This window comes from Kitasatospora sp. NPDC047058, from assembly GCF_040643935.1.
Lineage (GTDB): Bacteria > Actinomycetota > Actinomycetes > Streptomycetales > Streptomycetaceae > Kitasatospora.
In genome coordinates this window covers 1-1,906 of sequence record NZ_JBEYVJ010000759.1, presented here as the reverse complement: position 1 = coordinate 1,906, position 1,906 = coordinate 1, and the positions used below count along the sequence as shown (strand labels likewise).

Below are 1,906 nucleotides of genomic sequence, written 5' to 3'. Positions count from 1 at the left end.
CCCGGGTCAGCCGCCCGGGCACCCCGGGGGCGGGTAGTGCCGGGATGCCCCGACGGTTAATCGTGTGCCCCGGAGGCGCCGGCCGCGCTACCCTCGGCCCCATGAACGTCACCGGCCCCAGCACCGCGACCGCGCGAGCGACCAGCTCGCCGGTTGCCGCCGCCTGACGTACCCCCTCCCCCCGGCGACCGGAAACGGTCCGCCGGTGGTGGCTTCGAGGCGTTCCCTCCTCGGTTCCGATGACCGCACGGACCTGTTGTCCGGTGCCTTCCCCGGCACATGCGAAGGAGCCACCCCATGAACACCGACCAGCTCGTCCGCACCTTCACCGAGTACTTCGAGGAGCGCGGCCACCGCCGGATCACCGGCTCGACCCTGCTGCCCCCGCCCGGCGGCCCGGTGCTGTTCACCACCTCCGGCATGCACCCCCTCACGCCCCACCTCGAAGGGCGTCCGCACCCGCTCGGCAGGAGGCTGGTCAACGTCCAGCGCTGCCTGCGCACCACGGACCTCGACGAGGTCGGCGACCGCACCCACCTGACCGTCTTCGAGATGCTCGGCACCTGGTCCCTCGGCGACTACGAGGGCCCGCAGAGTCTCGACTGGGGCTACGGCCTGCTCACCGACGGGTTCGGCATCGATCCGGGCCTGCTCCACGCCACCGTCTTCGGCGGCGACGACCAGGTCGGCCCGGACACCGGCTCGCTGGAGCTCTGGCAGGACCGCGGCGTGCCGGTCGAGTTCACGGTGGAGGACAACTGGTGGTCCAACGGGCCGACCGGCCCGTGCGGCCCGGACTCGGAGATCTTCCTGTGGACCGGCGACACCCCGCCGCAGTCCACGCCCACCCGGGACGACCGCTGGGTCGAGGTGTGGAACCACGTGATGATGCGTCACCGACGCCTCGACGACGGCACGCTCGTCCCGCTCCCGCAGTGCAACATCGACACCGGGCTCGGCGTGGAACGGCTCTCCTCGCTGCTGCAGGGTCGCTCGTCGGTCTTCGAGTGCGACGTCTTCGACCCCTGGCGCCGCCTCGTCCCGCCCCTGTGGCAGCTGGACGAACCGTCCCTGCGGCTGGTCTGCGACCACCTGCGCTCGGGCATCGTCGTCATCGGCGACGGCGTCCGCCCGTCCAACACCGGCCGCGGCTACGTGCTGCGCCGCCTGGTACGCCGGGTGCTCACCGTGCTCCACCGGGACGACCCGCAGCGCGGACTGGGCGACCTGCCGGCCGAGCTGGTCCGGCACACCCTGGACCGCTTCCGCCAGGACGTGGACCCGGACTCGGTGCGCCAGGTGCTGCTCGACGAGGAGCGCCGGTTCGGCCGCCTCCTGGAGCGCGGCCGCCGGGTGCTCTCCCGCCCGCGCTTCCGCGGTCCGCTGACCGAGGAGGACTTCCACTACCTCCACGGCACCCACGGCCTGCCCCGCGACATCGTCCTGGACCTGCGGTCGCGGTGACGTTCCGGCCCGGCGCCCGCGGTGTCCTTCCGCTGGGAGCCGGGCCGTCACGGCCCTGCCGCGGGTGCGATGCTGCGCCGTGCCCCGCCAGCGGGTGTCCGGCGCCCTGATCCCGGCCGCCTGGTTGGGACCGGCCGGAGTGCCTGGAGTGCGCTCAGGACTGCGCCGCGAAGGAGTCCGGTCGGGCCCGCTGTGGCTGCCCGGGCCCGTGCCCGCGGACGGGAGCGGCGGTCACCGGGAGATGCTGCGGCCCATCCCTGCCCCCCTTCACCCGGCTGTGTGTTGCCCTCCCGGAGCCCGTAAGAGCACAGGACGTCGTCGACCCGCCGGTTCAGCCGGCGGGGTCGGTTGTTGCTCTCCTTGCGGAAATGAGTCCGTTGCGGCAGGTCAGCGTGTCGCGGTGGGTGTCGCCGAGGACCTGCTCGAACTGGGCCAGGGTGGT

At 73.2% G+C, this 1,906-nt stretch carries 1 protein-coding gene; it reads left to right on the top strand.

Annotated elements, in window-relative coordinates; all coding sequences use genetic code 11:
• Window positions 1–297 precede the first annotated feature (297 nt).
• Window positions 298–1,464 (top strand): alanine--tRNA ligase-related protein, encoded by a 1,167-nt coding sequence (locus tag ABZ885_RS40210; RefSeq protein WP_360200019.1) that lies wholly within the window; start codon window positions 298–300, stop codon window positions 1,462–1,464.
• Window positions 1,465–1,906: the final 442 nt, after the last annotated feature.